Source organism: Streptacidiphilus melanogenes, from assembly GCF_000787835.1.
In the GTDB taxonomy this organism is placed as follows: domain Bacteria; phylum Actinomycetota; class Actinomycetes; order Streptomycetales; family Streptomycetaceae; genus Streptacidiphilus; species Streptacidiphilus melanogenes.
This window is the reverse complement of the sequence record NZ_BBPP01000005.1, coordinates 238,038-262,308: the sequence shown is the minus strand read 5'-3', so window position 1 is coordinate 262,308 and position 24,271 is coordinate 238,038. Positions and strand designations below refer to the sequence as shown.

Below are 24,271 nucleotides of genomic sequence, written 5' to 3'. Positions count from 1 at the left end.
GGCCCGATAGGCTGGTGACGTGACCAGGGACGGGCAGGGCGGTTGGCAGACCGCGCGGCGGGACCTCGACATCGTCGCCGTCATCGCCGTCGGCGGGGGGATCGGCAGCATCGCCCGCTACGGCCTGGCCCGCGGCATCACCACGCCCGCCGGCGGCTTCCCCTGGGCGACGCTGATCACCAACGTGACCGGCTGCGCCGTGCTGGGCGGCCTCATGTACCTGGTCCTGGAGGTCTGGCCGCCGTCCCGCTACCGCCGCCCCTTCCTCGGCGTCGGCATCTGCGGCGGTTTCACGACCTTCTCGACGGCGATGGTGGAGTCCCGCGGGCTGCTCGACGGCGGCCACCTCGGCACCGCCGGGCTGTACCTGCTGGCAAGCGTCGTGCTCGGAATCCTCGCCGTCTTCGGCGGCGTGGCCCTGGCCCGCGCGCTGCCGCGCGGTCGTCGTCGCGGTGCGGTGGTCGCGGAACCCGAACCCGTGCCGAGTGCGGAAGGGCAGCGCTGATGACGTCCGAATCCGATCTCCGGTTGCGGATGACCGTCTACCTGCGTGAGAGCGGGAAGTGGCACCACCGTCCGGTCTACTCCGAGATCGTCCACCGCGCCCACGCGGCCGGCCTCGCCGGGGCGGGCGTCTTCCGCGGCATCGAGGGCTACGGCCGCCACGGCCGCGTGCACACCACACGCCTGCTGGACCTTGCCGAGGACCTGCCGATCGCGGTCGTCGTGGTCGACGAGGAGGCCCGCGTCCGGGCGTTCGTCCCCGAGGTGCGCGAGGTGCTCGGTGACGGCAACGGCCTGATCACCCTGGACCGGGTGGAGGTCGTGGCCTGATGGCGGTCCTGCTGGTCTTCGTGGGCGGCATGCTGGGCGCCCCGCTCCGCTATCTCACCGACCGCGCGGTGCAGTCGCGGCACGACAGCCTCTTCCCGTGGGGCACGTTCACGGTCAACGTCGTCGGCTCGTTCGTCCTGGGCACGATCGCCGCAGGGGTGGCCCGGCAGGGCTGGCCGACCGACGTGTCCCTGTTCGTCGGCACGGGTGTCTGCGGCGGCCTGACGACGTTCTCGACCTTCGGCTACGAGACGGTACGGCTTCTCAACTCCGGAGCGGTGCGCTTCGCCGCGCTGAACGTGCTCGGTTCCCTGGCGGCCGGCCTCGCCGCCGCGGCGGCGGGCTGGGCGCTGGTCTCCGCCCTGTAGGAGCCGGAGCCGGCTGCCTGACCCGGCCGGGGGCTGGGCCCTAGGACTTTCTCCGCCGCTCGAGCAGCACCGGCAGGAACGACAGCACCACCACGACGGCAACCAGCGGCAGCAGGTAGTTGTCCACGCCGGGGATCGCCGCGCCGAGCCAGTAGCCGAGCAGGACCAGCGACTGCGACCAGACGATGCCGCCCGCGACCTGCCACACGGTGAACGTCCGCGTCGGGACCTGCAGGACGCCGGCGACCGGGCCGAGGACGGTGCGGACCAGCGGGATGAAGCGCCCGATGAAGATCGCCTTGCGCTGCCCGTACCTGGCCAGCAGTTCCTCGCCGTGGGCCACCGTGGATTTCAGGCGCGCGCTGCGCGAGCGGGCGAGCATGGCCCCGCCGCCGCGGCGGCCGATGAGGAAGCCCAGCTGACTGCCCAGGCAGGTGCCCACCGCCGCGCCGACCAGCACCTGCCACAGCGCCAGGTTCGTGCCCCCGTGCGCGGCCGGCGCCGCGCACAGCACGCCGGCCGGGAAGAGCAGCGTGTCCCCGGGCAGGAAGAAGCCGACGATCAGCAAGCCCGATTCGGCGAACGTCACGACCAGCACGGCGAGCGCGCCGAACGCGGACAGCAGGGAGGACCCGTTCATCGGGTCCACCGCTGCGAGCAGGTGGGTCAACACAACTGCACCGTAGCCTGGCCAGGTATGAGGTTCATCAGCCCCTGGTCCTGATCGGCCCTGGGCCCGGATGAGGGAAAAGTCATCCTCACGGAGTAGGCGACCGCCGTTATCCACAGAAACCGGAGTGGGAGCGCCCGGCTCTGTGGATAACTCTCCGGCCGGGCGACCTGCCCGACCGGCTCACGGCGGGCCCCGCCGTCCTCACGGCGCACTGACAGGCTCCTCACAGAGTCGGTCAACTTGCCATGTCAGCAAGCTAACTGATGCATCGACATATCTGCTTGGCAGTATGGAGCGCAGCACTTCGAGCTCGGCCTGCACGTCGAATCTCCTTTCCTGCCAAGAGGGATGGCGTTATCCCCAGGCGCCTGGGGATCACTACAACCGGGGTGGGGCCTCGATCCCCAGCAGGCCCATGCCGAGCTCCAGCGTCCGCGCGCTGAGCGCGCACAGCAGCAGCCGGTTCCGCCGCACCGCGGCGTCCTCGGCCTTCAGTACCGGGCAGCGCTCCCAGAACGCAGAAAAAGCCGTGGCCAGCGCGTGCAGGTAGGCGCAGAGCCGGTGCGGCTCGCACGTCTCCGCCACCGCCGCAACCGCGGCGCCGAACTCGTCCAGCAGCAGTCCGAGCGCCCGCTCGGCGGGCTGCAACGGCAGACCGGGCGCGGCGGCGAGCCGCTCACCCGTCTCACCCGCGTCACCCGCCTCACCTGCGGGATCGGCCGCCTCGGCCTTCCGCAGGACCGACCGCATCCGGGCATGCGCGTACTGGAGGTAGGTCGCGGTGTCGCCGGTGAGCGAGAGCATCCGGTCCGGGTCGAAGACGTAGTCCTTGATCCGGTTGTTGGACAGGTCCGCGTACTTGAGCGCGCCCATACCGACCTGCCGCGCCCGATCCGCCAGCTCCTCGGTGCTCAGCCCCGGGTTCTTGGCGGCGACGATCTCCGCCGCCTTCGCCGTCGCCTGATCGAGCAGCTCCTGCAGCGCGACGGTGTCACCCGACCGGGTCCGGAACGGCCGCCCGTCCGGTCCGAGCACCATGCCGAAGGGGAGGTGCCGCGCGGTCACCCCCTCCGGCAGCCAGCCGGCCCGCCGCGCCGTCGCGAAGACCTGTGCGAAGTGCCGCGCCTGCCGCGCGTCCACCAGATACAGCAGCCGCCGCGCGCCCAGCCCGCCGACCCGCTCCCGGATCGCGGCGAGGTCCGTCACCGCGTAGCCGTAGCCGCCGTCGCCCTTCCGGACGATCAGCGGCGCGCCCCCGTCGCCCCCGCCCTCGCCCGCGTTCTCGGGGAAGACGCAGAGGGCGCCCTCCGAGGCGACCGCGATGCCCGCCGCCTCCAGGTCCGCGCAGACCTGTGGGAGCTTCGGGTTGTAGTGGCTCTCGCCGACCGCGTCGGACTCCTGGAGCAGCACCCCCAGCTGGGCGTAGGTCTCCTGGAAGTGCCGCTGGGACACCGCCACCAGCTCCCGCCAGGCCACCAGCGTCCGCTCGTCACCCGCCTGCAGTGCGACGACCCGCAGCCTCGCCCGCTCGGCGAAGTCCGCCTCGGCGTCGAACCGCGCCCGCGCCCGCCGGTACGCCGCGCCGAGCGCGAGGATGTCCGCCGGGGTCTCCCCCTCCTCGAAGAGCTGCTCGATGAGCATGCCGAAGGAGGTGCCCCAGTCGCCGACATGGTTCCGCCGGACCACGGTCTCCCCGGTGAACTCGAACACCCGGGCCAGCGCGTCGCCGATCACCGTCGACCGCACGTGGCCGACGTGCATCTCCTTGGCGACGTTGGGCGAGCTGTAGTCGACGACGGTCACGCCGGGCGCGGCGATCAGCGGCACCCCGAGCCGCGGATCGGCCGCCCGCGCGGCCAGGTTCTCCAGCAGCGCCCGGTCCGCGATGTCGATGTTGAGGAACCCCGGCCCCGAGACGGCGCACCGCGCCACCACGTCCAGCGCCCCGACCTGCGCGGCGACGTTCGCCGCCAGCGCGGCCGGATTCGTCCCCCGCGCCTTGGCCAGCGGCAGCACACCGTTGGCTTGGAAGTCCGCCCGCTCGCTCCGCCGCAGCAGGGGTTCCGCCCCACCCAGCGCGTCCGCGACGCGGCGCTCCACCACGACCGCGAGCGACTCGACGGGCGTATGGGCGACGGCGTGCGCGCACTCCGGCGCGGCTGCGGTGGTGGTCATACGGCATTCTCGCCGAGCAGGCGACAACCGGCACCTGGTTTAGGCGGCGCCCCGGCCCTGTCGCACGCCGGTCCGGTCGGACCTCGCCGTGCGAAGGGCAGGCGTCGACCCCACACTGATCCCATGGACGAACTCACCCTCGTCGCCCGCGGACAGCTCGAGCAGGCGCGGCAGTCGCCCAACGGACGCGCCGCGCGGCTGCTGCTGCATCTGAACATGCTGCGCCAGTCCCTCATCGCGCTGACCCAGGGGTCCGTCTTGGGTGAGCACGACGCCCCGCACGCGGCCAGCGTGCTGGTGCTGGCCGGAAGCGTGCAGATCAGCACGGAGTCCGGGGGGATGGTCTCGCTCGGCGCGGGGGAGCTCGCCGAGGTTCCGCAGGAGCGGCACGACCTGATGGCGCTGAGCGACGCCGTCGTCCTGCTGACCACCGTCACCGGCGTCTGACCGCTCCTCCGGGCCGGCTCAGTCCTTCAGCCGCAGCGCCCGCCGCAGGAAGTCCAGCTGGTGCAGGATCAGGTTCTCGGCGGCGGCCTCCTGCGTCACCCGGTGTCCCGCGCCGCTCAGCGGCAGGACCTCGTGCGGGCGGCCCGCCGCCAGCAGGGCCTGGGAGAGCCGCAGTGTGCTGACCGGGAAGACGTTGTCGTCGCCCAGGCCGTGCATCAACAGCAGCGGGCGGCGCAGCTTCGGCGCGTCGCGGAGGATGTCGCAGGCGGCGTAGGCCTCGGGTGAGCCTTCCGGCCGGCCGAGGAACCGCTCGCGCCAGTGCGTGTCGTAGAGCAGCTGGTCGGTCACGCCCGCGCCGGCGACCGCCGCATGGAACACGTCCGGCCGGCGCAGCACCGCGACCTCGGCGAGCGAGCCGCTGTAGGACCAGCCGCGGATGGCGACCCGCTCCAGGTCCAGCCCGTACTCGGGGTACGTCTCGGCGACCGCGTGCAGCGCGTCGATCTGGTCCCGCAGCGGACCCGCGAAGACGTCTCCGTGGACCTCGCGCTCCCAGCGCGGACCGCGGCCCGGTGTGCCCACACCGTCGACGACCAGCACGACGAAGCCCTGCTCGGCGAACCACTGGGACAGATGCGTCGCCCAGCCGCCACCCGCGGTGACTCGCTGCATCGCCGGACCTGCGTACGGGTCGAGCAGCACCGGCAGCCGGGTGCCGGGCGTGTGCCAGGACGGCAGGTGCACGGCCGTGCAGAGCCGCCGCTCGCCGACCCGGTGCAGCCTCCGCCGCAGCGGCACGACCGGCGTCTCGGAGAGGTCGTCCACGTCGCCCGGTCGGACCAGCGTGCCGCCGCGCTGCACGCCGTCGTGCACGCCCGGCTCCTCGCTGAGCCGCTCCAACGTGCCGCCGGGGACGCGGCAGCGCCACAGGTGGGTCGAGAACGGGTCGCTCTCCGGCGTGGCACTGAACAGGACCTCGTCGCCGTCGACGCACAGCACCTCGCGCAGGTTGAGGCCGGGCGGGGTCAGCGGCTCGCCGTCGGCGGCGAGATGCCGGGTGTCACCGAGGTCCAGGTGGGTGAGCAGCGCACCGGAGGCGGTCCGCGCCGGCAGGCCCCACACGAGCTGCACCCACGCGTCGTCCCGCTGTTCGGCCAGCAGCGTGGTCCCGCCGCTGGACCCGTCGACGCCGAGGACGCGCACGGTCCGCTGGTCCCGGCTCTGCACGGACGCGAACGGGCCGTGCTCGTCCCATCCGGCGCCCGTCAGGTACTCGAAGGCGGCCCGGTCCCACGCCACCTCGGTCCAACCTCCCCGAACCGCGTCGACGATCCCGAGCCGCACGTCCGCGTTGGCCGTTCCGACGGACGGGTAGCGGACGGCGCGCGGCGGCACGGCCGGGTTCGCCGGGTCGGCGACGTACCGGACGGCGACGGGCTCCTCGTCGACCCGGGCGACGAGGAGCCGCTCGCCGTCGGGCGACCACCAGAAGCCACGGTGGCGGAGCATCGACTCCCGGGCGACGTGCTCCGGCGCCCCGTAGGAGACCTCGGCTCCGTCCCCTGGCCCCGGCGCGGCGATCGGGCGGTCGCCGCCGCCGTCCACGTCGACGACCCGCAGCGCACGACCGCTCAGGTAGGCGATCCGCCGACCCGTCGGATCCGGCCGCGGATCGGACACCGGTCCGGCCACGCCGTCCCGGGCTTCCCCGCCGTCCCCGCCGTGCACGCCGTGCACGCGGACCGGACCGGCCACGGGTCGGACCGTGTCCGCCGCGGCCGGACCCGACGGGCCGGTCCCGAGGTCGGCGACCCACAGCCGCCCGGCCCGCACGAAGGCGGCGCGGCGACCGGTCGCGTCGGTCCCGTAGGCGGTGACGGCTCCGTCCGCGCCGTCCGCGACGACGCGCTCCTCCCCCGTGGCGAGCTCGCGCGCCCACAGGCAGGTGCGCGCGTCCGCGCCGTCCCGGCCGCGCAGGAACAGCACGGTCCCGCCATCGGCGGTCACGGTGAGGCGGGTGGGCGCGCCGAGGGTGAGACGCCGCGTCCGCGCGAGCTGACGCGGCAGCGAATCGGGGCCGGGTGCGGGCGGGAGCGGTGCGGAGGAGGCCATGCGGCGCAGCCTGACACAGCCTCACCTGGCCTGCCCCGTCCTTTTCCGGTCTTCGGGGCTACTCGTTCGGGTCGGTCGCCGCGTCCGAGTCGGCGGCCGCGGCCGCGGACTGCGCGGCGTCGACCTTCGCCTGCTCCTGCTGCAGCGTGCCGGTCGCCCCGGAGGGCGCCGCGGCGGGGGCGGACGCCGCGGGGTTGGACGCGGCCCCCGCAGGAGCGGCGGCACTGCCGCTCCCCCCACCGCAGGCGGTCAGGGAGAGGAGTGCAGCCGCCGCGACCGCAGCCGCGGCGAGGCCGACCCGAAGGCGGGGTGCGCCCGTGCTCACTTGGCCCCCTTGCCGTTGTCGTTCGCGCCGCACCAGGCCTGGACGCCCTGGAGGTCCGTCTGGCGCTGCTTCAGGGTGCCGACCAGCGCCTCACGGGTGTTGAGGCGATCCTGCAGGTAGGTCGCGATCGCGGTGTGGTCCAGCTTCTTCGCGTTGGCGACGCGCGCCTCCAGGCGGGCGACCGAGCCGCGCACGTTCTGGCCGCCGGCCAGTCGCGTCAGGTCGCGCTCGATGCGCCGCTGCAGCTTGGGCACGCGCAGGCACAGCGCGTGCGCGCCGTCGCCCTTCGGGGCCTGCGCGGCCGGGCTCGCCGTGCCGCCGGACGCGGCGAACGCCGGGCCTCCGGCGAGCAGCGTGCCGGCGACGGCGATTCCGACCACCGCGAGACGGGCGCGCTTGGGCATGACGAGGGGCATGGTCGTCTCCTTCCGAGCTCCGCAGCGGGCGGGTGCGCGTCGGCACGCGCGGTGGGCTTCGCCCGCTGGCTCGGCGAGCGTAGGAAGCCTCTTTGTGGTTTCTCTGTGGCGGCTCGGCAGCCCGGCAGTTGCGACTGCGGCTGCGGCTGCGGCTCGGCGTGAGGACGGCTTGGCTGCTACGACGGCTCCACCGCGTCGGCGGGGTAGGTCATCGCCTCCGCGACCGGCTCCCCTCCCGTCTCCGGGAACCGCCAGCGCGTCATCGACTCCGCGAAGGCGCCCTCGAACCACCCGTGGGCGCGACGCGGCGTCACCGCGAAGACGGGTGAGCCGCCGATCACGATGGTGGCGGGCTCACCGGTCCGCGGCAGCGCGTACTTGGCGGCGTACGCGGCGTCCACCTCCGGCGGCCGCGCGGCCTCGGGCACGACCGCCGCGACGCCACTGACCGAGACGACCTCCGCCGCGCTCTCCAGATGCACGCTCACCCGCGGGTTGGCGGTCAGGTTCCGGGCCTTGGCCGTTCCGCTCCCGGTGCTGAACCAGAGCCGCTCGCCGAGCCAGACGCCCCACACCGGCATGGCGTGCGGCACCCCGGCCGGGGACGCCGTGCACACCCAGTAGCTCCGCGCGCCGGCCAGACGGACGCGCATCTCTGCCCAACTGATCCCGATCCGTTCACTCATGGGCCTAGTGTCCCCGGGCTTCCGGCGAATGTTCTGCAAGGGAACCGGTTCGTGGAGGGGGCGTGGCGGGTAGCGTGATCACCGTAGTTCGCTGTCCCCCGTACTGCCGCTGCACCCTGCTGTTCGAGCCGTTCGAGGACGCGACCGCTGCAAGGGCACGCACCGCGCGTGCCCTTCGTTCCGAACGGGAGACCTGCATGGCAACGGGCACTGTGAAGTGGTTCAACTCCGAAAAGGGCTACGGCTTCATCGCGCAGGAGGGCGGCGGCCCGGACGTGTTCGTCCACTACAGCGCCATCAACTCCAACGGCTACCGCGAGCTCATAGAGGGCGAGCCGGTCAGCTTCGACGTCGAGCAGGGCCCGAAGGGCCCCCAGGCCGCCAACGTCACCCGCGGCTGACCTTCCGCACCACGCACGGCAAGCACCAGGCATCACGCGCAGGCCCCGTCCCCGGGGGACCGGGGTACGGGGCCTGCGCGCGCTCAGCTCAGTGCGGCCCGGGCGATGCCGAGAACGAACGCGTTCGTGTCGGCGGCCTCGCTGGTGGGTGTGAACGCGTACACCAGGATCCGTCCACTGTTCCTGGTCGCGAACACGCCGTCGGTGTAGCCCGGTCGCGAGCCCGTCTTGCCCCAGACGGTGACGCCGTCGATCGTCGCGCTCATCAGGCCCATGCCGAAGCAGGCCCGGCCGGGGCTGCCCAGTTGGCACTGGTTGGTGCCCAGGTAGGCGACGTCAGGGACGGTGAACATGTCGTTCAGCTCGGCGCGCGGCAGCAGCCGTCCGGCCAGCAGTCCCTCCATCAGCGCCTCCAGATCGCGGGCCGACGAGATCATGCCGCCCTCGGCCCAGGGGTAGGGGCTCTGCCGCGTCACGTCGACGAGGTCCTTGGTCCCGGTGCCGTCCGTGTCGACGGCCAGGTACCCGTGCAGCCGCGGCCCGCGGATGTCGTAGTCGGTCGCGGCGGGGCCTCCGTGTCGCCCAGCCGCAACGGGCGGATGACCCGCCGGTCGACCTCGGCCGCGTAGCTGTGCCCCGTGACCTGCTCGATGAGCGTGCCGAGCAGGAAGTAGTTGATGCCGTTGTACTGCTGCGCGGTGCCCGGCGCGAAGCTCATCCGCAGCCCGCCGAGTGCCGCCTCGATCTGGGCGGTCGTCGGATGGTCGAACCGGTGCGCGACGAACCCGGCCGGGTCGTTCTCGTCGTCGCCGACGTCCACGCCCGGCAGCCCGCTGGTGTGGTCGAGCAACTGCGCGACGCTGATCGGCGGGAAGTCGGCCGGCAGGACGCCCGGCAGGTAGTGCTGGATGCTCCGGTCGAGCGAGATCCGGTGCTCGGCGACCAGTTGCAGCGTGACGACCGCGGTGAACACCTTGGTCACACTGCCGATCCTGAACCGCGCGTCCGGCGTGGGCGCGGTCCCCCTGGCCACGTCGCCGAGACCGGAGACACCGCTCCAACTTCCGTCCGTGCCACCGACGTCGACCACCGAGCCGGTGATGACCGGGTTCGGCAGACCGCTGATCGACGCCTGCAACGCCGAAGCATTCGGCGGCCCGAACCCGCCCCCGGACCCGCCACCGAACCCAGCCCCGGTTCGGTCCGTCGCCGCCGCCGGACTCACCGCGACCGCCACGGCCACCACCGCAGCAACCACGACCGCTGCCGCCCGGCCACCCACCCGCGACGTTTCCCTGAACCTCGACACAACCCCTCCCGATGCCCGCACGCCTCCGCTCCGGACACCGACCACCCTCCCCCAACGCGCCGCGCCCGTCTCTGACGCCAGGACCCGACTCGGGGTGGCGCAGGCACCACCCCCGTGGCAGGTGATCCTTCTGGTAGCACGGTGGAGGCAGGTATGACGTCCCTGCAGGGTTCAGCAGGCCTCGGGGCCCGCTACGGGCGCCGGGGTCGTGTCATTCATCGAAGTCGCTGGCCGGCTCCCAGGCGCGTCCTTCTTCGTAGCCGGCCTTGTAGACGTGACTGACGAACTCTGCGGCCGTTGCCTGGTCGAGGTCGTTGGTGAGGCGCATCAGCTCGTTCGTGAACCTGACGATTGGGTGTTCCATGACTCCAGCAGGCACCGAATCGGGTCCGCCCGCATGTCGTATCGCTCGACTGATCGCGATCGGCGTCCATCCGGCGTAGCGTGATCCCGTATTCGCTGTCCGCCGTACCGCTTCACCCGCTGTTCGAGGACGCGACCAACCCAAGGGGTCAGCACCATCTGCTGGCCCCTCCGTCCCGAACGGGAGATCAGCATGGCTCAGGGCACCGTGAAGTGGTTCAACTCCGAGAAGGGCTTCGGCTTCATCGAGCAGGCCGGCGGCGGCCCGGACGTCTTCGCCCACTACAGCGCGATCACCGGCAACGGCTACCGCGAGCTCGTCGAGGGCGAGACCGTCAGCTTCGACGTCGAGCAGGGCCCCAAGGGCCCGCAGGCCGCGAACATCGTCCGCGGCTGACCTCAGCAACGCAATCGGCCCCGGCCGCCCACCACGGGCGCGCCGGGGCCGATTCATGTTCACGGGTTCTGGCAGCCGACCAAGGTCGGGTGGAACTGGTGGCCGGAGAAGTCCCCAGCCGGCCTCACCTTGGCAGATGATGCTGCCGTTGTTGTCCAGGTGGAAGCTCGCGTAGTACGCCCGGTCGCTCGTGGGGGTCGCTGCTCGAGTTCCACACGTCGGGCGAGCTCGTGAAGTGGAACTCGGCGGGGACCTGCGGGTGCAGGCTCAGGAGGTGTCGCCGCGGGCGCCAATCCAGTGGACCGTGTCCCAGCCTCAGATCGACGTCTCCGACACGACAGTGCGCCGGTGGGTCGCAGCGGCCCGGAAGCGGGCGGCAGAGCTCAGCTGGGACGACAAAGCGGACGAGCGGGTCACAGCCCGGCAACTCCCATCACAAGGCCTCAACAGGTGCGGAACGCTGGCGCCATGAACCGCCTCGTCGCCCTCGGCCTTGCCACCGCCCTCACCCTCGGCCTCGCCGGGTGCGCGACGACAGCCAGCCCCCGGAGCGACAACGCGTGCGACCCCGGTCTCGATGTCCTTGTCTGGTATCGCGTCCCCACCCTGCCCGACACCGCCCAGCGCCTCGGCAGCGACGAGTACCCGGACTGCGCGGCCACCTTCGACATGATCCAGGAAACCTCCCCCACCGACCCGGGCTACTGCACCGAGGCGGCGTGGGCGTGGGACAACCCCGGCTACAACGAGCACGCGACCCCGGCCAAGCACCTGAGGGACGCCGTCGTGAGGATCGGGCCGGCCTGCTAGCCGGGGGAGTTGGGGTCAGCCGTTGGGTGTTCGACCAGGAGCAGGTGAACGTCGAGCTGGTGTCGGCGTTCCTGACGATCACGCAGCCGCACGAGGTCGAGATGCACACCTCGACGTTCTCGGACATGGCCAGGATGGCCGTCTACGGCGGGAACGCCCGCAAGTTGATCGGGGCGGCTATCCATGCGCTGGGGTGACGCTGCGCAAGTCTCCGCAAGTTCGTTGAGGGCGTGTTCTGGCCGCTCCTACCTTCCGAAGCATGGCAGTCACCGCATCCTCCGCTGCGGCCGTGTCGCCGCCCCGCCCCTGCTACTGATCCTGAGGCCCGAGCCCGGACAGCGGACGTGGACGCCGCCGGAGCGGTCGTTCTTCGGCGCGTGCACCGGAGCACCGAGCTGTTCGAGCGGGGGCGCCTGCCCCGTGGGTGTGGTCACCACGCTCGGCAGCGGGCCGAACGGCTGCGACTGCCCCTGCCGCGACCGGAGGCGCGGCACGAAGTAGAGCTGCCTGCCCCGGGGATTCTCCGTGCCGCTGCCCGCTCCGGGCGGGACTGCTGTCCACATGCTGTGCAGGAGGTGGACAGCAGAAGGCCCCCGACGCTTCGGACTCAAGCGTCGGGGGCCCTTGCACGGGGTGTTCTGTCGGGACGACACGATCGAAGACATGTACCAAACGAACCGTTTCTGCATTTTTGCGAAATCTATGGTGATCCCGCATCAATCAGACGGCACCGTACGGTGCCTGCCCCGAAGGGTTACCCATGCGTCTCCGCCAGGCCGCGGTCACTGCCGTCGGCGTGCTCGCCTTCACTTTGTCAGCCTCCAGCCCCGCATCCGCGGCGACAGGCGACTTCCTCTACAAGGTCGGACCCGGGGTGCCGACCGGCATCGCCAACCCCGACAGCGGCAAGTGCATCAACCTGCCGTTCGCCACCGAGGATGCCCCGGGGTTCGCACCGGAGAACTACACCGATGCAACCGCCACGGTCTTCCTCGACGCCGACTGCGAGGGTGACACCTACTACGTGATGAACCCGGGCAAGAAGCTCGGCGACAGGCTGAAGCTCCGATCCGTGATCTTCTCCTAAGCCAGGACAGAGCCCCCGTGCACCGGTCCGTGCACGGGGGCTTCCTTCGCGGTCAGGGCAGCGGAATGAGACCGCCCAGGCCACTCTCGCGGCGCTCGATGCCCCGTCAGGTGGTTGACTTGCCGCCGCCGTCCGGGGCGGACCACACGTCCATCACGTTGATCCCGAACGGCCTCAGGGCGGCGGTGACGGTCCCGGCCTTCCGGCCGCCGTACACCTCGGGGCGCAGCTCGCGAGACGGCCGGCCGCGACGCGGTGGAGCAAGCAGCCGCGCAGAATTCATGATCGCCTGCGCTTCGAGCGAGCAGCGAGCGAGCAGCTCCTGTTTTGACCGTTCCCCAGAGACACAGAAAGAAGCCCCAGCCGTCGGCACCTTGCCTGGCTGGGGCGTGATCGTTCGGTGGGGCGCGTGGGGCTCGAACCCACAACCTACGGATTAAAAGTCCGCAGCTCTGCCAATTGAGCTAGCGCCCCGGGACCGCGTGCGGCCCGGCCGGTGAGGACCGGCCAGGCGTAGCCTACCTGGTGCAGCGTGTCCGTCGTACGGAACCGCCCGGGGGTGGTTCGGTGTGGTGGGGGACATGAGGCTGATACGGCAGATCAAGCACAAGCGGATCGTCTTCGGTGCTGCTGCGGCAGTCGCCGCGATCGTGCTGATCAACGTGGGGGTGTCGTTCTCGGACGCGTTCGACCGGACGGACGCCGGAGAGGTCGCGGTGGTCCGCAACGGCGGGCCGTTCGACGACCGGAACATTCGGCAGGTGATCCAGCCGGCCTCCGGGCTGACCTGGATCGGCTGGTACTCCGAGAGCCACAAGTACCCTGCGCAGCAGCGGTTCTACACGATCACGTCCGACCCCAAGCGCGGCGACCGGCCCGGCGTGGACGTGGTGTCCACGCCGTCCGCCGACGGCGTGCAGATGGGCATCGAGGGCACGCTCTACTTCTCGCTCAACCTGGACGACAAGACCCTGCGCGACTTCGACGACAAGTTCGGCACCCGGACCTTCAACTCCGTCGACGGCCACGCCTACCACGCCTACGACGGCGACGCCGGCTGGTCCGCCTTCCTGGACGAGATCGTCCGGCCGGTGATCGACAACGACCTGCGGCAGCAGATCGGCAACTTCCGCTGCGCACAGCTGGTCTCGTCCTGTGCGCTGGTGCAGAACAACAGCAGCGCCACCGCGTCCACGGGAAGCGCGGCCACGACGAACAACTCCAACATCGCGGCGGTCCAGAACGCGATCAACACCTCCCTCACCCAGGACCTGCAGAGCACACTCGGCGACAAGTTCCTGATCAACCTGCACTTCGACCTGGTCCGGGTGACCCTGCCGGACGACGTGCAGGCCGCCGTCGACAAGGCGCAGGCCGCCTTCGCTGCGGTGTCCGAGGCGCAGGCCCAGGTGGCCCAGGCCAAGGCGAACGCGCAGGCGAACGAGATCCGGCAGCAGGGCTACTCGGCCTGCCCGGCCTGCGCGACGATCGACGAGATGAAGGCCATCCCGCCGAACGTCACCACCTTCGCGCCCGGCTCCGGGTTCGCGGTCACGCAGCCCGGCGGCAAGTAACCGCCGGGAGGGAACGGGCCGCCGGAAGGGAACCCGCCGCCAGGAGGGAACCCGCCGCCCGGCGGCCCTGTCGGCACGGCTCACAGCAGCGCCCGGCGGACCCGCGCCAGCCACGCCTCGACGGGGCGCTCGTCGGGCGTCGCCGGGAGGGCACCGGGGCGGTCGAAGGCGGCCTCCGCCTCGGCCAGCCGCGCTTCGGCCTCGGCCGGACGCGAGGCCAGGTGCTCGCCCTCCGCGCGCAGCCGCTCAGGATCGTCCACCCGCACCCGCAGCTCGCCGCTGCGGTGCAGGTGGACGCCCTGCTCCAGCAGCCGCAGCAGGTGGCGGGCGTGCTTGGCCAACCGCGCGGGCGGCGTTTCGCCGCGGCCGTCCTTGGCGACCAGCTTGCGGAACTGCTGCGTGGCGTAGCCGAGGTACGCGTTCCGGACGGCGCGCTCGCTCAGGAACGACCGCCGGACGGCCATGAGCTCCTCGCCCAGCGGGGTGCGCACCAGGTAGCAGTCGTCCGGCAGCCACACCAGCTCGGAGGCGGTCGGGTTGGCGCTCAGCGCGAGACGGCACCACTTGGCCGCCTCGTGCAGGGTGCGGTCGGGCGCGGTGCTCACCACCGACTCGCCGGGCCGGTGCAGCCCGAAGAGCCGCTCCGTCGGCACGGCGAACAGGCCCAGCCGGTCCACGTCGGAACCCGCGTGGGCGAGGCCGTACGCCGTCGAGCCGACGACCCCTTCGAGCAGGACAGTGTTCGAAACCGCGTTCATCGTTCGAGTCTCCCGGGCTCGCCCCGCGCACAGCCACCGGATTTGCGGCGGCCTGCGCGGGGCCGCGAAAAAAGCCATTGCGGGTGGTGGGAGCGTCTGCCTACTGTGTTCGCACACTGAAAGGAGGTGATCCTGAGTTGAGTACTACCAGGACGCGTGAGGTGGCTGCGCGCTAGCGCTGCCCCGTCCGTGACGGGTAGCTCCCGGCAGCGGACACTCCAACACTGGCGCGCAAGCGCAATCCAGAGCAGTCACCCGGCCCGCAGGCTCATCGGATCGTCCCCGATGCCCCGGCCCCTGGACGCAGGGACCGCGGAACAGCCTGCGGGCCGTTCTGCGTTTCCGGGCCGTTCCAGCCGGAAGGCCCGGAACAGTCCGGAAGGCGCGGCAGGCCGAAACGGCGACAGGCCGCCCCCGGGTCGGGGGCGGCCTGTCGGCTGAGCCGGTCTGACCGCTCAGCGGTCAGCAGTTGATTCAGTTCTTCCAGCGCGGCTTGCGCTCGGCGGAGCCGGCGCGGCCGTAGCCGGCGGGGCCGCGGTCGTCACGGCGCTGGAAGCCCCCGCGGTCGTCACGACGGTCGTCGCGGCGGAAGTTGCCGGAGGCCGGACGGTGGTCGTCGCGGCGCGCGCCGAAGGACGGACGACGGTCCCGGTCACGGTCACCGAAGGAGCGGCCGCCGCCGAAGGACGGGCGGTCGTCGCGGCGCTGGAAACCACCGCGGTCGTCACGACGGTCGTCACGGCGGAAGCCCTCGCGGTCGTCACGACGCTGGAAACCACCACGGTCATCGCGACGGTCATCCCGACGCTGGAAACCACCGCGGTCGTCACGACGGTCATCCCGACGGAAGCCCTCGCGGTCGTCACGACGCTGGAAACCACCACGGTCATCGCGACGGTCATCCCGACGCTGGAAACCGCCACGGTCGTCACGACGGTCATCCCGACGCTGGAAGCCACCACGGTCGTCGCGGCGGTCGTCGCGACGGAAGTCGCCGCGCGGCTCGCGGGAGCGCTCCTCGCGGGCGGAGTAGCCGCGGTCGGCGCGCGGGGCACGGGCCTCGACGACGACCGGAGCGTCACCGGCCTCGACCGCCACCGCGGTCTCCTCGACGGTCTCGCCCGCGACGACGGCCTCGGCCTCGGTGGCCTCCTCGTCGTCCAGGCCGAGCTCGGCCCGCTCGTTCGCGGCGCGGGCCGCGAGTCGGTCGGCCTCCTCGCGGAGGTTGGCGGCGTGGCGGGTGGCCCGCTCCAGCTCCTTGGTCAGGGCGGTGACGTCGCGCTCGGCCTGCTTGGCCTGGGTCGCGGCGGACTCGGCCTGAACCTCCGTCAGCGAGCGGGCACCGGTGATACGGACGAGGTCCGCGTCGAAGGAGCCGCCGACGATGTGGCGGGTGGCCTCGACGCCGGCGTCCTCCAGCAGACGGAAGGTGGAACGGCGCTGGTGCGGCAGGATCAGCGTGACGACCGTGCCGGAGCGGCCGGCACGGGCGGTGCGGCCGGAGCGGTGCAGGTAGTCCTTGTGGTCGCCGGCCGGGTCCACGTTGAGCACCAGGTCGATGCCGTCGACGTGGATGCCGCGGGCGGCGACGTCCGTGGCGACCAGGACGTTGACGTAGCCGTCCTTGAAGTCGCCCAGGGTCCGGGTGCGGGCGCCCTGGGTCATGCCGCCGTGCAGCGCGTCCGCCTTCACGCCGGAGTCGCGCAGCTGCTCGGCGACGCGGTCGGCGCCCATCTGGGTACGGACGAAGACGATCGTGCGGCCCTTGCGGGCGGAGATGGCGTTGGTGACCGGGGCCTTGTCCTTGGGCTTCACGACCAGGACGTGGTGGGTCATGGTGGTGACCGCACCGGCGGAGGGGTCGACCTCGTGGGTGACCGGGTCCACCAGGTAGCGCTTCACCAGGGTGTCGATCTCGTTCTCCAGGGTGGCGGAGAAGAGCATCCGCTGGCCGCCGGAGGGGACCTTGTCGAGGATCTCGGTGACCTCGGGCAGGAAGCCCATGTCGGCCATCTGGTCGGCCTCGTCGAGGACGACGATCTCGACCTCGTCGAGGGTGCAGGCGCCGCGGTCGATCAGGTCGCGCAGGCGGCCGGGGGTGGCGACGAGGACGTCGACGCCGCGCTCCAGCGCCCAGATCTGCTTCGGCATGGAGGTACCGCCGCAGACGACCTTGAGGTTCAGGCCGAGCACGGTGCCGTACGGCTCGAGCGCGTCGGAGACCTGCATGGCCAGCTCGCGGGTCGGGACCAGGATCAGACCGCGGGGGCGCTTGGGCCGGGTGCGGCCCTGCTCCAGGCGGGTCAGCAGCGGGAGGCCGAAGCTCAGGGTCTTGCCGGAGCCGGTGCGGCCGCGGCCGAGGACGTCCTTGCCGGCCAGCGCGTCCGGGATGGTGGCGGCCTGGATCGGGAACGGGGTGGTCACGCCGCGCTTGGCGAGGCCGCGGACGACCTCGTCGGGCAGACCGAGGTCACCGAAGGTGAGCGTCTTCTCGGTCTCGGCGGCGGGGGTGGCGGCGTCGGCCTCGACCTCGGCGGCCTCGATCTCAACCAGGGCATCCTGGTCGTTTTCGGGCATGGCGAAGCGGGCGTCGTCAACGAGGGACATGAAAAACCTTCCGGGTGTCGGCACGCGCCCACACCCGCGGATTTCCCAGACCGCCTCAATGCGGTCAGCCACGGAGTACCGGAACGCGCCAGGTGCGCCTTAGATCAGTACGGCGCCGGGCAAATTGAACACAACGATCTACCAAGATAGCGCAGCGAGGACACGACTGCCAAATGGTGCGCCAAAGGCGTCACATTACCCCGCCGGATCAGCCTGCGGAAGGGCTTGCCGACGGCGCGGGCGACGACGGGCTCGGGGACGCCGGTGGGCTCGTCACCACGGTGGGCGTGGGCGTGGGGTGTTCGGTGGGCCCACTGCTGGGCTGCGCCGGCGGAGTCGTCGGGCCCGCAGGCGTCGGCGTGCTCACGGGTGGGCTGACCACGACGGGCACCGGCACCGCCGCCGACGGCCCGGAGCTGGGTCGTGCCGCGCTCTCCCCCGCGCTCGGGCTCGCCCCGGCGTCGAGCCCCCCACCCGCGTAGTGCCGCAGACCCGCGTGGTGGCCGCCCGCGCCGTCCTGCGAGGTGCCACCCTCGCCTCCGGGGCCCACCGTCGCTCCGTCCGCGCCGACCGGCGCCGCGGCCGGCCCGACCTCCATGCACCCGGACAGCGCGCCGACCGCGGCCCCGGTCATCAGCGCCCACACCGCGACCCGACACGCCCCCGCTCCGACCTTGCCCATCGCGACCGGCCCCGCTTCCTCGCCTGACGTGCTGCTTCCCGCCCCCTCATCCCTCTCAACGCGACGGCCAGGCAAAGGACACGGCCGCACCGGACACGAACGTTCCGCCACCCAGGGACCCGGCGCTCACCCGTAGCCGAGCTCGTGCAGCCGCTCGTCCGGGATGCCGAAGTGGTGTCCGATCTCGTGCGCGACCGTCACCGCGACCTCCCGCACCACCTCGTCCTCGCTCGCACACATCCGCAGGGTCGGATACCGGTAGACGGTGATCCGGTCCGGCAGCACCCCGGCGTACCACTCACCGCGCTCGGTCAGCGGCGTTCCCTCGTACAGCCCGAGCAGCTCCGGACCGCCGCCGGGCGGCTCGTCCTCGACGAAGATCACCACGTTGTCCATCAAACGGGTGAGCTCGGTCGGAATCCGGTCCAGTGCGTCCCCGACCAGCTCTTCGAACCGTTCCCGGCCCATCCACAGCACGCCGTACCCCTGACCTCGTCGCCTGCCCGCGAAACCGATTTTGGTGTTCCCGCTCCCATCCCATATGCTTCTGAACGTCCCCGACGGCCGCAAGGAAGCCGGTACGGTCCACCAGCCCTCATCGTCTAGTGGCCCAGGACGCCGCCCTTTCAAGGCGGTAGCACGGGTTCGAATCCCGTTGGGGGCACGTAGTAACAGCAGTGCAAGCAGTACAGCAGGCCTACACACGCGGTTTGTGTGCATGGCCCCGTGGAGCAGTTGGTTAGCTCGCCACCCTGTCAAGGTGGAGGTCGCGGGTTCAAGTCCCGTCGGGGTCGCTCAGGCTCCCTCTCACGAGGGATCCTGGCCAGGTAGCTCAGTTGGTACGAGCGTCCGCCTGAAAAGCGGAAGGTCGCCGGTTCGACCCCGGCCCTGGCCACTCGTTTGACCAGCAGGAAGCCCCTAGCGGAGTAATCCGCCAGGGGCTTTTTCGTGTCCACCACGACAACCGGTTCGAGAACAGCTCAGCTCTGCGAGCGGCAGGACCGGGGCACCGTGCCTTGCCAGGAACAGGGCGGTGTCGATGAGTTGGGAGGCTGGCGTCGTGGACACCCCTTGCGGGACAGCGGATGGCGCTTCCCAGGGACCTGAAATCGGTGGCGGGGGCGGGCAGGCACGTGGAAGCGTGCGGCCCATGACGACATCTCTCGGGAGCGATGCCGCGTAGACGGCCTGCGGCCGTACGAGCCGCACTTCCTTTGCGCCCACGCCTGGGGCGGCGACTGTCAGTGATTGACGGCGTGTCCGCCCGCACGTTGGGCGAGATCCGCGCTTGGGAGCGCGCAGCGGGGTGCCCCGGCAAGGTCGAGCTGGACCTTCTCTGGTGGAGAGGGCAGGCCGCTCGGATGTGCAGCCGCCGTTGGCTCGGTCTGCCGGTGGGCACCTACGACGGCAGCTGTCTCACATGCCCATGCTGCGACGACGACCCCCCGGAGGGCCGCCTCGGCCTTGAAAGGGCGATGCACGCTCTCGGTCGGCGCAGCCGCCGTGAACTTGCCGCAGTCGTGGGAGCGATCGACGCGCGGGTCCTGGCCGCGACCTACGGCGAGGAACCTGCCAGTCCTGGATGGTGGGACCGACGGATGTGAGAGCGAGGTCCAGGCAGCGCGCCGCTGACCCGAGCCCCCCGGGGCTCGGGTCAGCGCCGGCCCGCCGTAACCGGCGCACGGGCGAGGCTTGAACTCGAAGCCGTGAGCGCGAGCCGCCAGTGGTCGACGGTCATGCTCTGTTGCCTGCCTGCGCCCGAACAGTCGCGACGCGCGACGGTACGGCGGGGCGACCGCGGGGTCGACCAGAGCCCCGTAGGAAGCCGGTGTCACGTGGAGGAGTAGCGCATCACCCCGGTGAAGCGATTTTGGCCGGCGTGAATCCCGGCGGGTTGGCCCGGCCCCAAGGACGGACGCTACGCCTGGGCACGGGACCGGGCGCGGGCGCGGAGTTTGCGCAGGGCACGGGCTGCCATCGGCGGGGTGAGGTCGGCGGCGAGGCGGCGGGCGCGGGCCGGGAGGCGCTGCTGGGCGGCGCGCTCGGCGCGCTTGCGCGCCTCCTGCTCGGCCTGGTGCTGGGCAAACCAGCGCGAGCGGGGCTGCTCCTGGGCCGGCAGTGCTCCCGCCCACAGACGCGGGACCTGCTCCTCGTAGACGACCTGCAGGTCGGGCGCCCGCGGATCGCGGCGGCGGCACTGCTCGATGAGTGCCTGCCGGGTGGACTCCGGATCGCCCCAGGTGCCGTAGAACTTCTGCGGCGTGAGCGCCACCGGCCGCAGCCCGTGCAACCGGACCGCCTCCCACGTCGCGGCGGCGACGCCGGGAGTGTGCTCGGAGCGGTAGTCGTCCAGGGCGACGATGCCGTCCTCGCGCAGCGCCTCGCGGGCGAACCGCAGGTCGGCGGCGACGTGCTCGTACAGGTGCGAGGCGTCGACGTGGATGAAGCGCTGGCTGCCCGGCGCGATCAGCTTCGTGTCGGCCAGCTCCTCGCTGGGGCCCTGGTGGATGCGCGGCAGCGTGTCGTGGAACGCGAGGTAGTTGGCCTCGAAGGCGCGACGCGTCAGCTTGCCCCGGTAACTGCCGCTCATCTCGGCCGAGTTCGCGCTGTCCGTGGCCTCGGATTCGAAGAGGTCGCAGACGGTGAAGGTCTCGCCCTCACGCATGTGCTGGCCCAGGAGGATGGCGCTGCGCCCGAGGTAGACGCCGATCTCCAGGATGTCGCCCGGGATCTTCCGCTCGCGCTGGTGCTCCAGCAGCCAGCAGAACAGACGGTGGTCGGTGACGGGGAACCACCCCGGTACGTCCTCAAGGGTGGCCGGACGGGGCGCGTCCGGATCGAGGACGGGATCGGCGGCGGCAGTGGAGGCGAGGGACGAGTCGTGGGCAGAGGCGGGGACGGCCATGGCGTGCTCCGGCGTGGCGGGACTGCGGACGGGCGACCGTAGGAGGCCGCCCTCGACCTGATCAACGCCAGGATGCGGCACGGGTCACTCATCCGTTCGGTTGACTCGCCGCACTACCGGTTAACGCCGCGGTCCCGTCGGCTCCCCGGAACCGACGGTGCCGGGCCGGTCACAGAACCCGCCGCCCCGGGAAATCCGCCACCGCGAGAACTCCGGCGACCGAGAACTCCGCCGACCACAGGACCCCGCGGGTTCAGCCGCGCCGTAGGGCCAGTCGCCCGCAGAGCGCCGCGATCGGCAGCTCCAGCAGCAGGGCCAGCACCCACGCCTGGGCCAGCTCCGCCCCGTGCGAGGTGGTGACGTCGAACCAGGCGTCGGTCAGCAGCAGCGCGGCCGTGGCCCCCGCCGTGGAGGCGGAGCGGGCATCCCCGCGACGCAACAGCAGACCGGTGCCGATCAGGCCCGTCGACTCCAGCACGTCGAGGCCCACCCACGGCCACTCCCCCTGTGAGGCCAGCAGGAGCATCCAGGGGATCAGCGCTATGCCCATGCCGACCAGCGCGACCGGCAAGGTCACCCGCCGAGCCCGAGCCCGGCCCCCCACGCCCGGACGGATCCGACCGTTCCGGTGCCCGGCTCCGGTCCAGGCCCCGCTGTGCAGTGCGAACGTGCTCGCCATGGCTCCCCCTGAGTCCCCGACTCTCCCCTGCCCGAGGCCTCTCGGGCACGGACTCAGCCTTCCGGGAAACGCTGGCCGAGTCGGTAGCTCCAACAGCCGAATCGGGGGTGGTGCCGACTACACCCCGGGGCGGGTGGCGCGTGCAGTACGGGGACCGCCGGCGGCCGGGGCGAGCGCCGCGCGCAGCGCCGGGGCGAGGGTCCGGCGGATCTCCTCGGAAGGGAGCGCCGCCGCCAGGGGCAGCGGGTTGAGGTAGCGGGTGAAGATCAGTCCGCCGATCAGCGTCACCGCGGCGAGCGCGCGCCGGGTCGCGTCGTGGCCGCCGAGATATTCGGCAAGGCGCGCCAGCACCTCCCCTTCCAGGTACTCGCGGAAGGCGCGCATCACCTCCTCGTTCTCCACCGCCAGGCGGTTCACCTCGGCCGCGTCCCAGAGCTCGGTGACGACGGCCAGCAGACGGTCGGCGAGGCCCTCGCGGCTGCCCGTGAACGCCCGCGTGAGGTCCAGCGCCCGGGCGCACTGGATCTGCGTGACTTCGCCGAACAGGCCGCGCTTGGACCCGAAGTGATAGCCGATCAGGGCCGAGTCGACCCCGGCCGCGGCCGCGACGGCGCGCAGGGTGGTGGCCCGGTAACCGTGTTCGAGGAAGAGCGGCTCGGCCGCGGCGACGATCCGGGCCTTGGTCTGCGGGTGCCCGTGCGGCCGTCCACGACGGCGGACGGCGCCCGTCGCCTGGCGCGCGGGGGTCTGGGTTTTATTCATCAGTGTTGAATATCTGCGCTCCGCGGTGCGACGGTCAAGCCCTCACCCGTTCGCCACGAACCAAGGGAGTCTCCGTGCATCTCGTCGTCCTCGGCGCCACCGGACCGACCGGCCGTGCCCTCACCGACCAGGCCCTCGCCGCAGGCCACCGCGTCACCGCCGTCGCCCGGCGCGCGGACACGCTGCCGGCGCGCCCGGGCCTCGCGACCGTCGCCGCCGACGCGACCCGCGAGGGCGTGCTCGACGCCGTCGTCGCGGACGCGGACGCGGTCCTGTCGGCGCTCGGCGTGCAGCCGAGCCGCGCGCCGGTCTCGCTCTACTCGACGGGAATCGCCAACGCCGTCGCCGCGATGGAGCGGCAGGGGGTCAAGCGCCTCCTGGCCGTCAGTTCCGCCGCGCTCGACCCGGCCTGGCGGCCCAGCGGCGAGTTCTTCTTCAACCACGTGCTCGACCCGTACGTGAACCGCGTCGTCGCGCGGAGCGCCCACGAGGACATGCGCCGGATGGAGGCCGTGCTCGCGGACAGCACCCTGGACTGGACCGTCGTCCGCCCCTCCGGACTCTTCGACCACGCCTCCGTCACCTCCTACCGGACTGCGCCCCGGAGCGCCGACGGCCTCTACACCGCTCGCGCCGACCTCGCCGCCGCGATGCTGCGCGAGACGGCGGAGAAGGCCCACCTGCGGGGCGCGATGGGTGTGGTCACCGTCGACGCCCGGCCCGGCTTCCTCAGGCTGCTGCGCGAGGAGGTCCTGCGGAAGCGCTGAACAGGGAGCGGCGGGGACGCGACGGCGACGGCAAGGCGACGACGGGCGGGGCTGGTCAGTTCAGCCGGGCTGAGAGCCAGAGCAGGGCGCCGGGCTGCATGGTGCGCCAGACGTTGGTCGTGTGTCCGCCGAACTGGACCGTCAGCAGCTGGTTGGGACCTCGGGTGTGCAGGACGGACAGCAGCTTCCTGGCCGCCGGGATCGTTCCCGGGTCCTGGGCGCTGCCGGCCATCAGCACGGCGATGTCGGGCTGGTGCTTCTCTCCCCGCAGGACCAGGTACGGGTCGTTGGCGTTCCTCAGCGCCGGGTTCCTGGCGACCAGCGGAGCCTCGGGGCCGTTGTATCCGGAGAGGCTCACGGCCGCGTGGAAGACGTCCGGGTGCTGGACAGTGAGGTTGACGGCGCAGTAGGCACCGGCCGAGTAACCCATGATCGCCCACTTGCGCGGGTTCTTCGCGGTACGGAAGTTGGCCGCGATCAGGCTCGGCACGTCCCGGTACAGCCACGTCGCCGTCCTGGCCCCGCCCGGAGCCGGTGTGTCCGCGCAGCCGGGGTCGACGCCGCCCGGGATGACGTTGAGCTTGGCTGCGACCAGGATCATCGGCTTGACCTTGCCCTGCGCCATCAGCTGGGCCATCTCGTCCTGCACCTTCATCGACCCGAACCACGCCTGCGGCGTGCCGGGCGTCCCGGGCAGCAGCTCCACGACGGGGAAGGCGGTGTTCGCATAGGCCGGGTCTTCGTACTGCGGCGGCAGCCAGACGTAGAGACTGCCGTCGATGCCGGACGCGGGCCCGTGGGCGACGGTCGTCCGCACGCCGGGCAGGTAGTTCGTGAACGTGAGCCTCTCGTGCGTCGCGCCGCCGGAGACGTCGGTCGCCGTGGCCGACTGGTTCGCGTCCCCGCCGAAGAGGTCCTGCCAGCTGTCGTAGAACGGCCCCATCGTGTTGTTCACGTAGACCAGCACCACGAGGACGGCGGTGATCTGACTGAGCATCGTCGCGCCCATCCGGCCCGCGTAGCGGACCGGCCGTGGCCCGGGTATTCGGTTCCAGACCAGGGCGAGCAGGGCCATGGCCCCGATCATCAGCGCCACGGTGAGGACGAAGAACGGCGTGCCGGTGAGGCTCATGG

28 protein-coding genes and 4 tRNA genes are annotated in these 24,271 nt (G+C 71.9%); 15 read left to right on the top strand and 17 right to left on the bottom strand.

Annotated features, from left to right (window positions below; genetic code table 11):
* The first annotated feature begins 19 nt into the window (after nt 1–19).
* The 3 genes from TR49_RS08635 to crcB are packed head-to-tail and all read left to right on the top strand — an operon-like array spanning nt 20 to nt 1,202.
* Nucleotides 20–505, top strand: coding sequence for a fluoride efflux transporter FluC (locus tag TR49_RS08635; RefSeq protein ID WP_063770046.1), 486 nt, complete (start codon nt 20–22; stop codon nt 503–505).
* Nucleotides 505–834, top strand: coding sequence for a DUF190 domain-containing protein (locus TR49_RS08630; RefSeq protein WP_042378976.1), 330 nt, complete (start codon nt 505–507; stop codon nt 832–834). Before TR49_RS08635 ends, TR49_RS08630 begins: the two co-directional genes overlap by 1 nt.
* Nucleotides 834–1,202: a fluoride efflux transporter CrcB gene (crcB, locus tag TR49_RS08625; protein WP_042378975.1), complete on the top strand. Its 369-nt coding sequence runs from the start codon at nt 834–836 to the stop codon at nt 1,200–1,202. Before TR49_RS08630 ends, crcB begins: the two co-directional genes overlap by 1 nt.
* 40 nt (nt 1,203–1,242) lie before the next feature.
* Here the strand turns inward: crcB and TR49_RS08620 are convergent, their stop codons facing one another.
* Both TR49_RS08620 and argS read right to left on the bottom strand, forming a co-directional pair.
* Nucleotides 1,243–1,842 (bottom strand): DedA family protein, encoded by a 600-nt coding sequence (locus TR49_RS08620; RefSeq protein WP_042379149.1) that lies wholly within the window; start codon nt 1,840–1,842, stop codon nt 1,243–1,245.
* A gap of 411 nt (nt 1,843–2,253) precedes the next feature.
* Nucleotides 2,254–4,050: an arginine--tRNA ligase gene (gene argS / locus TR49_RS08610; protein WP_042378971.1), complete on the bottom strand. Its 1,797-nt coding sequence runs from the start codon at nt 4,048–4,050 to the stop codon at nt 2,254–2,256.
* A gap of 123 nt (nt 4,051–4,173) precedes the next feature.
* On the opposite strand from argS, the gene TR49_RS08605 reads away from it, so the two are divergent.
* Nucleotides 4,174–4,497: a cupin domain-containing protein gene (locus TR49_RS08605; RefSeq protein WP_042378969.1), complete on the top strand. Its 324-nt coding sequence runs from the start codon at nt 4,174–4,176 to the stop codon at nt 4,495–4,497.
* Nucleotides 4,498–4,515: 18 nt separating this feature from the next.
* Here TR49_RS08605 and TR49_RS08600 read toward each other — a convergent pair whose 3' ends face one another.
* The 4 genes from TR49_RS08600 to TR49_RS39770 all read right to left on the bottom strand — a co-directional run bounded on the left by TR49_RS08600 (nt 4,516) and on the right by TR49_RS39770 (nt 8,036).
* Nucleotides 4,516–6,609 (bottom strand): prolyl oligopeptidase family serine peptidase, encoded by a 2,094-nt coding sequence (locus TR49_RS08600; RefSeq protein WP_042378967.1) that lies wholly within the window; start codon nt 6,607–6,609, stop codon nt 4,516–4,518.
* A 58-nt stretch (nt 6,610–6,667) separates the two neighbouring features.
* Nucleotides 6,668–6,934 (bottom strand): hypothetical protein, encoded by a 267-nt coding sequence (locus tag TR49_RS43650; protein WP_052434119.1) that lies wholly within the window; start codon nt 6,932–6,934, stop codon nt 6,668–6,670.
* Nucleotides 6,931–7,350: a hypothetical protein gene (locus tag TR49_RS08590; protein WP_052434118.1), complete on the bottom strand. Its 420-nt coding sequence runs from the start codon at nt 7,348–7,350 to the stop codon at nt 6,931–6,933. Before TR49_RS08590 ends, TR49_RS43650 begins: the two co-directional genes overlap by 4 nt.
* A gap of 176 nt (nt 7,351–7,526) precedes the next feature.
* Nucleotides 7,527–8,036, bottom strand: coding sequence for a pyridoxamine 5'-phosphate oxidase family protein (locus tag TR49_RS39770; protein WP_084724683.1), 510 nt, complete (start codon nt 8,034–8,036; stop codon nt 7,527–7,529).
* A gap of 197 nt (nt 8,037–8,233) precedes the next feature.
* Here TR49_RS39770 and TR49_RS08580 point away from each other — a divergent pair, with 197 nt between their 5' ends.
* Nucleotides 8,234–8,437: a cold-shock protein gene (locus TR49_RS08580; protein WP_042366921.1), complete on the top strand. Its 204-nt coding sequence runs from the start codon at nt 8,234–8,236 to the stop codon at nt 8,435–8,437.
* Nucleotides 8,438–8,520: 83 nt separating this feature from the next.
* Here TR49_RS08580 and TR49_RS46640 read toward each other — a convergent pair whose 3' ends face one another.
* The 3 genes from TR49_RS46640 to TR49_RS43645 all read right to left on the bottom strand — a co-directional run bounded on the left by TR49_RS46640 (nt 8,521) and on the right by TR49_RS43645 (nt 10,110).
* Complete coding sequence (locus TR49_RS46640) at nt 8,521–8,913, bottom strand: serine hydrolase (protein WP_052434116.1); 393 nt, start codon at nt 8,911–8,913, stop codon at nt 8,521–8,523.
* Nucleotides 8,910–9,575, bottom strand: a complete 666-nt coding sequence (locus TR49_RS46635) for a serine hydrolase domain-containing protein (RefSeq protein WP_052434115.1) — start codon at nt 9,573–9,575, stop codon at nt 8,910–8,912. The genes TR49_RS46640 and TR49_RS46635 overlap by 4 nt, the downstream gene beginning before the upstream one ends.
* A 382-nt stretch (nt 9,576–9,957) precedes the next feature.
* Nucleotides 9,958–10,110: a hypothetical protein gene (locus TR49_RS43645; RefSeq protein WP_160311557.1), complete on the bottom strand. Its 153-nt coding sequence runs from the start codon at nt 10,108–10,110 to the stop codon at nt 9,958–9,960.
* A gap of 192 nt (nt 10,111–10,302) precedes the next feature.
* Between TR49_RS43645 and TR49_RS08570 the strand changes: the two genes are divergently transcribed.
* The 4 genes from TR49_RS08570 to TR49_RS08560 all read left to right on the top strand — a co-directional run bounded on the left by TR49_RS08570 (nt 10,303) and on the right by TR49_RS08560 (nt 12,403).
* A complete protein-coding gene (locus tag TR49_RS08570; RefSeq protein ID WP_042378964.1) occupies nt 10,303–10,506 on the top strand; it encodes a cold-shock protein in 204 nt (67 codons plus the stop codon).
* 468 nt (nt 10,507–10,974) lie between these two features.
* A complete protein-coding gene (locus tag TR49_RS08565; protein ID WP_042378961.1) occupies nt 10,975–11,316 on the top strand; it encodes a hypothetical protein in 342 nt (113 codons plus the stop codon).
* 26 nt (nt 11,317–11,342) lie between these two features.
* Nucleotides 11,343–11,513 (top strand): hypothetical protein, encoded by a 171-nt coding sequence (locus TR49_RS43640; protein WP_160311556.1) that lies wholly within the window; start codon nt 11,343–11,345, stop codon nt 11,511–11,513.
* A gap of 563 nt (nt 11,514–12,076) precedes the next feature.
* Nucleotides 12,077–12,403, top strand: coding sequence for a hypothetical protein (locus tag TR49_RS08560; RefSeq protein WP_042378959.1), 327 nt, complete (start codon nt 12,077–12,079; stop codon nt 12,401–12,403).
* Between the two features lie 401 nt (nt 12,404–12,804).
* Here TR49_RS08560 and TR49_RS08555 read toward each other — a convergent pair.
* Nucleotides 12,805–12,877: transfer RNA gene (locus tag TR49_RS08555), tRNA-Lys, on the bottom strand.
* A gap of 107 nt (nt 12,878–12,984) precedes the next feature.
* Here TR49_RS08555 and TR49_RS08550 point away from each other — a divergent pair.
* Nucleotides 12,985–13,977 carry an SPFH domain-containing protein gene (locus tag TR49_RS08550; protein WP_042378957.1) on the top strand — a complete coding sequence of 331 codons (993 nt, stop codon included), beginning with the start codon at nt 12,985–12,987 and terminating at the stop codon, nt 13,975–13,977.
* A gap of 80 nt (nt 13,978–14,057) precedes the next feature.
* Here the strand turns inward: TR49_RS08550 and TR49_RS08545 are convergent, their stop codons facing one another.
* Together TR49_RS08545 and TR49_RS08540 are read right to left on the bottom strand one after the other, a co-directional pair.
* A complete protein-coding gene (locus TR49_RS08545; protein ID WP_042378956.1) occupies nt 14,058–14,735 on the bottom strand; it encodes a nucleotidyltransferase domain-containing protein in 678 nt (225 codons plus the stop codon).
* A 474-nt stretch (nt 14,736–15,209) separates the two neighbouring features.
* Complete coding sequence (locus TR49_RS08540) at nt 15,210–17,342, bottom strand: DEAD/DEAH box helicase (protein WP_042378953.1); 2,133 nt, start codon at nt 17,340–17,342, stop codon at nt 15,210–15,212.
* 305 nt (nt 17,343–17,647) lie between these two features.
* Between TR49_RS08540 and TR49_RS43635 the strand changes: the two genes are divergently transcribed.
* Nucleotides 17,648–17,824, top strand: coding sequence for a hypothetical protein (locus TR49_RS43635; RefSeq protein WP_160311555.1), 177 nt, complete (start codon nt 17,648–17,650; stop codon nt 17,822–17,824).
* A gap of 326 nt (nt 17,825–18,150) precedes the next feature.
* Here the strand turns inward: TR49_RS43635 and TR49_RS08530 are convergent, their stop codons facing one another.
* Nucleotides 18,151–18,501 (bottom strand): metallopeptidase family protein, encoded by a 351-nt coding sequence (locus TR49_RS08530; RefSeq protein WP_042378948.1) that lies wholly within the window; start codon nt 18,499–18,501, stop codon nt 18,151–18,153.
* A 114-nt stretch (nt 18,502–18,615) separates the two neighbouring features.
* Between TR49_RS08530 and TR49_RS08525 the strand changes: the two genes are divergently transcribed.
* The 3 genes from TR49_RS08525 (at nt 18,616) to TR49_RS08515 (ending at nt 18,919) form a co-directional block, all read left to right on the top strand.
* A tRNA-Glu gene (locus tag TR49_RS08525) sits at nt 18,616–18,688 on the top strand.
* A 56-nt stretch (nt 18,689–18,744) separates the two neighbouring features.
* Nucleotides 18,745–18,818 (top strand) — tRNA-Asp (locus tag TR49_RS08520).
* A 27-nt stretch (nt 18,819–18,845) separates the two neighbouring features.
* Nucleotides 18,846–18,919 (top strand) — tRNA-Phe (locus TR49_RS08515).
* 1,023 nt (nt 18,920–19,942) lie between these two features.
* On the opposite strand, the gene TR49_RS08510 is transcribed toward TR49_RS08515, so the two are convergent.
* From TR49_RS08510 to TR49_RS08500, 3 genes are all read right to left on the bottom strand, one after another.
* The gene (locus TR49_RS08510; RefSeq protein WP_042378946.1) at nt 19,943–20,929 is read right to left on the bottom strand and encodes a class I SAM-dependent methyltransferase; all 987 of its coding nucleotides are present in this window, start codon (nt 20,927–20,929) and stop codon (nt 19,943–19,945) included.
* A 253-nt stretch (nt 20,930–21,182) separates the two neighbouring features.
* The gene (locus TR49_RS08505) at nt 21,183–21,506 is read right to left on the bottom strand and encodes a hypothetical protein (RefSeq protein WP_152627129.1); all 324 of its coding nucleotides are present in this window, start codon (nt 21,504–21,506) and stop codon (nt 21,183–21,185) included.
* Nucleotides 21,507–21,725: 219 nt separating this feature from the next.
* A complete protein-coding gene (locus TR49_RS08500) occupies nt 21,726–22,370 on the bottom strand; it encodes a TetR/AcrR family transcriptional regulator (RefSeq protein WP_042378944.1) in 645 nt (214 codons plus the stop codon).
* A 74-nt stretch (nt 22,371–22,444) separates the two neighbouring features.
* Between TR49_RS08500 and TR49_RS08495 the strand changes: the two genes are divergently transcribed.
* Nucleotides 22,445–23,137, top strand: a complete 693-nt coding sequence (locus tag TR49_RS08495; RefSeq protein WP_042378942.1) for an NAD(P)-dependent oxidoreductase — start codon at nt 22,445–22,447, stop codon at nt 23,135–23,137.
* Nucleotides 23,138–23,192: 55 nt separating this feature from the next.
* On the opposite strand, the gene TR49_RS08490 is transcribed toward TR49_RS08495, so the two are convergent.
* Nucleotides 23,193–24,269: an alpha/beta hydrolase gene (locus tag TR49_RS08490; RefSeq protein WP_042378940.1), complete on the bottom strand. Its 1,077-nt coding sequence runs from the start codon at nt 24,267–24,269 to the stop codon at nt 23,193–23,195.
* Nucleotides 24,270–24,271 lie beyond the last annotated feature (2 nt).